Here is a 6472-nt window from a genome sequence, read left to right on the forward strand (position 1 = left end):
TCCAGTTATCGGCGACTAACTGGCCCGTCGCCCGAGCACCACCCCTCATCGAGTCGCCCCGCGACGCTGACCCAGAGGATCACGTCATGACCGTTACCGAAGAGGCCGTCGACAACCGGGTCGCCCACAAGGCACTGGTCGACGACCTGAGCGCCCGGCTCGCCGCCGCCGCGCTCGGCGGACCCGCCAAGGCCAGGGACCGCCACGTCGCGCGCGGCAAGCTGCTGCCGCGCCAGCGAGTGGACCAGCTGCTCGACCCGGGCAGCCCGTTCCTCGAGCTCTCCCCCCTCGCCGCGACCGGCATGTACGGCGACGAGTCCCCCGGCGCGGGGATCATCACCGGGATCGGGCGGGTGTCCGGCCGCGAGTGCGTGATCGTCGCCAACGACGCCACCGTCAAGGGCGGCACCTACTACCCGATGACGGTGAAGAAGCATCTGCGCGCGCAGGAGATCGCGCTGCAGAACCAGCTACCCTGCCTGTACCTGGTCGACTCCGGCGGCGCCTACCTGCCCGAGCAGGACGAGGTGTTCCCCGACCGGGAGCACTTCGGGCGCATCTTCTACAACCAGGCGACCATGAGCGCCAAGGGAATTCCGCAGATCGCCGCGGTGCTCGGCTCGTGCACCGCGGGCGGAGCGTACGTGCCCGCGATGAGCGACGAGGCCGTGATCGTGCGCGAGCAGGGCACCATCTTCCTCGGCGGGCCTCCGCTGGTGAAGGCCGCGACCGGCGAGGTGGTCACCGCGGAGGAGCTCGGCGGCGGCGAACTGCACTCGCGCACTTCGGGTGTCACCGATCATCTGGCCGAGGACGATCGGGACGCGCTGCGCATCGTGCGCCGCATCGTCGCGACGCTCGGCCCGCGTCCGGCCAGTCCGTGGACGGTGCTGCCGACGGTCGAGCCCGCCGCTCCGGCCGCGGAGCTGTACGACGTGGTGCCGGTCGACCTGCGCACCCCGTACGACGTCCGCGAGGTGATCCACCGCATCGTCGACGGAGATCCGCACGGCGACAGCGCCTTTCACGAGTTCAAGGCCGAGTACGGCAAGACGCTGGTCACCGGTTTCGCGCGCATCCACGGCCATCCGGTCGGCATCGTCGCCAACAACGGCGTGCTGTTCAGCGAGTCCGCCATGAAGGGCGCGCACTTCATCGAGCTGTGTGACAAGCGCAAGATCCCACTGTTGTTCCTGCAGAACATCACCGGCTTCATGGTCGGCCGCGACTACGAGGCGGGCGGCATCGCCAAGCACGGCGCCAAGATGGTCACCGCGGTGGCCTGCGCGCGGGTGCCGAAGCTGACCGTGGTGATCGGCGGCTCGTACGGCGCGGGCAACTACTCGATGTGCGGACGCGCGTACTCGCCGCGCTTCCTGTGGATGTGGCCCAACGCCAGGATCTCGGTGATGGGCGGCGAGCAGGCCGCCTCGGTCCTGTCCACGGTGCGCGGCGATCAGCTCGACAGCTCGGGGCAGCCGTGGTCGGCCGAGGACGAGGAGGCGTTCAAGGCGCCCATTCGCGACCAGTACGAGAAGCAGGGCAACCCCTACTACTCGACGGCGCGGCTCTGGGACGACGGCGTGATCGATCCCGCCGATACGAGAACCGTACTCGGCCTTGCCCTTTCGGTGTGCGCGCAGGCGCCGCTCGAACCCGTTTCCTACGGCGTCTTCCGGATGTGAGTGCGATGCTTAACAAGTCTCATCCCGTCGGGTTCGACACCGTCCTGGTCGCCAACCGCGGCGAGATCGCGATGCGGGTCATCCGTACCTTGCGCGCCATGGGCATTCGTTCGGTGGCCGTCTACAGCGACGCCGACGCCGACGCCAGGCATGTGCACGAGGCCGACACCGCGGTGCGGCTCGGCCCGGCCCCCGCACGCGAAAGTTACCTCGCCATCGACAAAGTGGTGGCCGCCGCCGTGCGCACGGGCGCGCAGGCGGTGCACCCCGGCTACGGATTCCTCTCCGAGAACGCCGCTTTCGCCGCCGCGCTCGCGGACGCGGGCATCGTCTTCCTCGGCCCGCCCGCGCGCGCGATCGAGGTGATGGGCGACAAGATCGCAGCCAAGAACACCGTGTCCGCGTTCAATGTCCCCGTCGTGCCCGGCATCGCCAGGCCCGGCCTGACCGACGCGGACCTGATCGACGCGGCCGCCGAGGTCGGCTATCCGGTGCTGGTCAAGCCCTCCGCGGGCGGCGGCGGCAAGGGCATGCGGCTGGTCGAGGATCCGGACCGGCTCCCCGAGGCGCTGCGCAGCGCCCGCCGCGAGGCCGCCGCCGCGTTCGGCGACGACACCCTGTTCCTGGAGCGCTTCGTCACGCGCCCCCGGCACATCGAGGTGCAGGTCCTCGCCGACCAGTTCGGCAACGTGCTGCACCTCGGCGAGCGCGAGTGCAGCCTGCAGCGCAGGCACCAGAAGGTCATCGAGGAGGCGCCGTCCCCGCTGCTCGACGCCGCGACGCGGGCCAGGATCGGCGCCGCCGCCTGCAACACCGCGCGCAGCGTCGACTATGTCGGCGCGGGCACGGTCGAGTTCATCGTCTCGGCCGACCGGCCCGACGAATTCTTCTTCATGGAGATGAATACCCGTCTGCAGGTGGAGCATCCGGTCACCGAGCTGGTCACCGGCGTCGACCTGGTGGAGTGTCAGGTCCGGGTTGCGGCCGGGCAGAAGCTCGCGGTCGAACAGGACGAGATCCGGATGATCGGGCACGCCATCGAGGCCAGGGTGTACGCCGAGGATCCCGGTCGCGGGTTCCTGCCCACCGGTGGCACGGTGCTCGAGCTGTCCGAGCCCGAAGACACCGGCGTGCGGGTGGATTCGGGCCTGCGGGTCGGCACGGTGGTCGGCAGCGACTACGACCCGATGCTGTCGAAGGTCATCGCGCACGGGGCCGACCGCGCCGCCGCGCTGGCGAAACTCGATCGCGCACTGGGCGATACGGTGCTGCTCGGGGTGACCAGCAATATCGAGTTCCTGCGCTTCCTGCTCGCCGACCCGAATGTCGCGGCGGGACAGCTCGATACCGGTCTGCTCGATCGCCGGGTGGCCGATTTCCGGCCCGCCCCGGTCGACGACGAGGCGTTCGTCGCCGCCGCCGCCTACCGCTGGCTGCGGCGCTGGCCGAGCGCGCAGGCCGATCCGTGGCAGGTGCCGTCGGGCTGGCGCATCGGCGACGCCGCGCCGACCACGATCCGGCTGGCCGGTGGCGACCGGACCGAGCACGTCCACCTCACCGGCACGCCCAGCGCCGCGCACGTCCGCGTCGACGAGGGCGAAACACGGTCGGTCACAGCGACTGTCGAAGGCAACGTGCTGACGCTGACCCTGGACGGCATCCGCCGCGAATACCGCGTCGCCGAGGACGACGGCCACCTGTGGCTGGCCACCCCGACCGGCGTCGCGATGCTGCGCGAGGTCGCCGAGGCGAGCGTGCGCGGCGCCGCCGAGCACGTCGGCGACGCCGAGATCACCAGCCCCATGCCGGGTTCGGTGATCGCGGTGCAGGCCGAGAACGGCACCGCCGTCGCCGCGGGCGCGCCCGTCGTCATCGTCGAGGCGATGAAGATGGAGCACTCCCTCACCGCGCCGATCGCCGGGACCGTAGAGCTCCTGGTGACGCCGGGAACCCAAGTGCGCCTCGGTCAAGTACTCGCCCGCGTCCTCGCGGCGCCTGAAAGCCCCACGACATCACCCGATTCCGGCGGGCGACCGGACACGGACACCGATACCGCCGAGCGAGAAGGAAACCCAGCATGACCGACTTCCTGTCCACCGGCGCGTTGCCGCAGGAGTACCGCGATCTCGCCATGACTGTGCGGGACTTCGCGAAGTCCGTGGTCGCTCCCGTGGCCGCCAAACACGATGCCGCACACACTTTCCCGTACGAGGTCGTCTCCGGCATGGCCGACATGGGCCTGTTCGGCCTGCCGTTCCCCGAGGAGTACGGCGGCATGGGCGGCGACTACTTCGCGCTGTGCCTCGCGCTCGAGGAGCTCGGCAAGGTCGACCAGAGCGTGGCCATCACCCTCGAGGCCGGCGTCTCCCTCGGCGCGATGCCCATCTACCGCTTCGGCAACGACAAGCAGAAGCAGGAGTGGTTGCCGCAGTTGACCAGCGGGCGTTCGCTCGCCGCGTTCGGGCTCACCGAACCCGGCGCGGGCAGCGACGCGGGCGGCACCAAGACCACCGCCATCGCCGACAGCGGCGACTGGGTCATCAACGGCAGCAAGCAGTTCATCACCAACTCCGGCACCGACATCACCACGCTGGTCACCGTGACGGCGGTGACCGGCCAGAGCGGCGGCAAGAAGGAGATCTCCACCATCCTGGTGCCCACCGACACCCCCGGCTTCGTCGCCGAACCCGCCTACAACAAGGTCGGCTGGAACGCTTCCGACACCCACCCGCTCAGCTTCACCGACGTGCGCGTGCCGGAGGAGAACCTGCTCGGCGAGCGCGGCCGCGGCTACGCGAACTTCCTGCGCATCCTGGACGAGGGCCGCATCGCCATCGCGGCGCTCGCGGTCGGCGCGGCGCAGGGCTGCGTGGACGAGAGCGTGCGCTACGCCAAGGAGCGCGAGGCGTTCGGCCAGGCCATCGGCCGCAACCAGGCCATCGCCTTCAAAATCGGCAGAATGGAGGCGCGGGCCCACACGGCGCGCACCGCCTACTATGACGCCGCGGCGCTGATGCTGGCGGGCAAGCCGTTCAAGAAGCAGGCGTCCATCGCCAAGCTGGTGGCCAGCGAGGCGGCCATGGACAACTCCCGCGACGCAACGCAGATCTTCGGCGGCTACGGGTTCATGAACGAGTACCCGGTGGCCAGGCACTACCGGGACAGCAAGATCCTCGAAATCGGCGAGGGCACAACGGAGGTGCAGCTGATGCTGATCGGACGGGAGCTCGGACTGTGAGCGAACAGGCAACGGGCACAGCCGATACCGAGAACCTGCGCCGAGTCGTGCAGACCGGCATGTGGTTCGAGGAGCTCGAGACCGGCGTGCTCTACGAGCACCGGCCGGGCCGCACCATGACCGAGACCGACAACGTGCTCTTCAGCACGCTGACCATGAATCCGCAAGGGCTGCACATCGATGCGGCCTACAGCGAGGCCCAGGAGCCGTTCCATCAGCGACTGGTCAACTCGCTGTTCACCCTCGGCACCATGGTCGGCCTCGCGGTGGCGCACCTGACCCAGGGCACCACCGTCGCCAATCTCGGCTTCACCGAGGTGAAGTTCCCGGCGCCGCTGTTCCACGGCGACACGATCTACGCCGAGACCGTCGTGCTGGACAAGCGGGTGTCCAAGAGCAGGCCGGGCGAGGGCATCGTCACCTTCCGCCACACCGCGCGCAACCAGCACGGCACCGTGGTCGCCGTCGCCGTGCGCAACGCCATGATCCGCCTGCGCCCCGAGCCGGGACAGTCATGACCTGGGAGCTGCCCGGGCCCGCGTGGCTGTTCTGCCCCGCGGACCGGCCCGAGCGCTTCGGAAAGGCCGCCGCGGCAGCGGATGTGGTGATCCTCGACCTCGAGGACGGCGTGGCCGCGGGCGACAAGGCGGCGGCGCGCAAGGCCCTCGTCGAGACGCCGCTGGATCCCGAGACCACAGTGGTCCGGGTCAACGCCGTCGGCACCGACGAGCACGCCCTGGACCTGACCGCGCTGGCCGACACTCGGTATCGGCGCCTCATGCTGCCGAAATGCGAAGCGGCCGAGCAGATCACGGCGCTGTCCGCCTACGAGGTGCTGGCGCTGATCGAGTCACCGCTCGGCGCACTCCGGGTCGGCGACGCGGTCACCGCGCCCAACGCGATCGGGGTGATGTGGGGCGCGGAGGACCTCGTCGCCGGGCTCGGCGGCAAGTCGAGCAGGCACGCCGACGGCGGCTATCGCGATGTGGCGCGGCATGTCCGGTCGACCTCGCTGCTCGCGGCCAAGGCGTACGGCAAGCTGGCGCTCGACTCGGTGTACCTCGACATCCGCGATCTCGACGGCCTGCGTGCCGAGGCGCTGGACGCGGTCGCCGTCGGTTTCGACGCCAAGGTCGCCATCCACCCGAGTCAGGTGGCGGTCATCCGCGCGGCGTACGCGCCGTCGGCGGACGAGATCGACTGGGCCCGAAGGGTACTCGACGAGGTACCGAAGCATCGCGGCGTGTTCGCCTTCGAGGGGCGGATGGTCGACGCCCCCGTCCTGCGCCACGCCGAGCAGATCGTGCGGCGCGCAGCGCTGATCACGCAGAGCGCAGCGCAACCCGCGCAAGGCACAGAGCCGGACGTGCAGAGCGCAGCGTCGAACGCGCAGAGCGCGGAGCCGAACGCGCAAGGCGCAGAACGCGCCTGACCACCAGTGAGAACAGCCAGGAGGAACGCGGTGCAACCACAGTGGGTGCCGACCGAGCAGGATATCGCCGACGCCAGGATCACCGACTTCGCGAAGTTCGCCGAGGCGCGCACCGGC

At 70.0% G+C, this 6472-nt stretch carries 5 protein-coding genes; all 5 read left to right on the forward strand.

What is annotated here, in order from left to right; genetic code table 11:
* The first annotated feature begins 86 nt into the window (after nucleotides 1-86).
* Genes ON39_RS28965 through ON39_RS28985 form a run of 5 tightly spaced genes read left to right on the forward strand, consistent with a single transcriptional unit; the run spans nucleotide 87 to nucleotide 6355 of the window.
* Nucleotides 87-1685, forward strand: coding sequence for a carboxyl transferase domain-containing protein (locus tag ON39_RS28965; protein ID WP_040739131.1), 1599 nt, complete (start codon nucleotides 87-89; stop codon nucleotides 1683-1685).
* A 5-nt stretch (nucleotides 1686-1690) separates the two neighbouring features.
* On the forward strand, nucleotides 1691-3766 hold the full coding sequence (locus tag ON39_RS28970; protein ID WP_051187288.1) for an acetyl-CoA carboxylase biotin carboxylase subunit: 2076 nt from the start codon (nucleotides 1691-1693) through the stop codon (nucleotides 3764-3766).
* Nucleotides 3763-4923, forward strand: coding sequence for an acyl-CoA dehydrogenase family protein (locus ON39_RS28975; RefSeq protein ID WP_040739132.1), 1161 nt, complete (start codon nucleotides 3763-3765; stop codon nucleotides 4921-4923). The genes ON39_RS28970 and ON39_RS28975 overlap by 4 nt, the downstream gene beginning before the upstream one ends.
* A gap of 59 nt (nucleotides 4924-4982) precedes the next feature.
* Nucleotides 4983-5441, forward strand: coding sequence for a MaoC family dehydratase (locus tag ON39_RS28980; RefSeq protein ID WP_051187289.1), 459 nt, complete (start codon nucleotides 4983-4985; stop codon nucleotides 5439-5441).
* Entirely contained in the window at nucleotides 5438-6355 is a 918-nt protein-coding gene (locus tag ON39_RS28985; protein WP_083894754.1) for an HpcH/HpaI aldolase/citrate lyase family protein, read from the forward strand. Before ON39_RS28980 ends, ON39_RS28985 begins: the two co-directional genes overlap by 4 nt.
* Nucleotides 6356-6472: the final 117 nt, after the last annotated feature.

The organism is Nocardia tenerifensis NBRC 101015, from assembly GCF_000308715.1.
Classification (GTDB): domain Bacteria; phylum Actinomycetota; class Actinomycetes; order Mycobacteriales; family Mycobacteriaceae; genus Nocardia; species Nocardia tenerifensis.

Excerpts from the sequence above, each read along its gene's own strand:
- ON39_RS28965 (WP_040739131.1), top strand. The coding sequence starts at position 87 with ATGACCGTTACCGAAGAGGCCGTCGACAACCGGGTCGCCCACAAGGCA.
- ON39_RS28970 (WP_051187288.1), top strand. The coding sequence starts at position 1,691 with ATGCTTAACAAGTCTCATCCCGTCGGGTTCGACACCGTCCTGGTCGCC.
- ON39_RS28975 (WP_040739132.1), top strand. The coding sequence starts at position 3,763 with ATGACCGACTTCCTGTCCACCGGCGCGTTGCCGCAGGAGTACCGCGAT.
- ON39_RS28980 (WP_051187289.1), top strand. The coding sequence starts at position 4,983 with ATGTGGTTCGAGGAGCTCGAGACCGGCGTGCTCTACGAGCACCGGCCG.
- ON39_RS28985 (WP_083894754.1), top strand. The coding sequence starts at position 5,438 with ATGACCTGGGAGCTGCCCGGGCCCGCGTGGCTGTTCTGCCCCGCGGAC.